This window comes from Pontimicrobium sp. MEBiC06410, assembly GCF_053601615.1.
Map to the genome: position 1 here is coordinate 1 of NZ_JBSHNT010000097.1, position 637 is coordinate 637.

A 637-nucleotide genomic window follows, 5' to 3' on the forward strand; every position below is an offset into this window, starting at 1 on the left:
GGGAGATGTTACAGACGAAGCAGATAACTGTTCTGCAACACTAGACGCGACCTATACAGACACTGTAGTCGCTGGAACTTGCGAAGGGTCATTCATTATCACAAGAACATGGACATTAACAGATAGCTGTGGTAACACTGCGCCAGAACAAACGCAAACTATCACCGTGTCCGATAATATTGCACCAACATTTACTGCTCCGGCAGATATCGAGATATTTACAGATGCATCATGTAACTACGATGCTGGAGTAAACATTACAGGAGATGTTACAGACGAAGCAGACAACTGTTCTACAACACTAGACGCGACCTACACAGACACTGTAGTCGCTGGAACTTGCGAAGGATCGTTTACAATCACCAGAACATGGGCATTAACAGATAGCTGTGGTAACACTGCGCCAGAACAAACGCAAACCATTACCGTGTCTGATAATATTGCACCAACATTTACTGCACCTGCAGATATTGAGATATTTACAGATGCATCATGCAACTACGATGCTGGAGTAAACATTACAGGAGATGTTACTGATGAAAATGACAACTGTTCTGCAACACTAGACCCGACCTATACAGACACTATAGTCGCTGGAACTTGCGAAGGATCATTCGTAATCACAAGAACATGGACA

1 pseudogene is annotated in these 637 nt (G+C 43.5%); it reads left to right on the top strand.

Annotated features, from left to right (window positions below):
- A pseudogene (locus ACVC08_RS00645) lies at positions 1–637 on the top strand (gliding motility-associated C-terminal domain-containing protein); the annotation flags it as partial.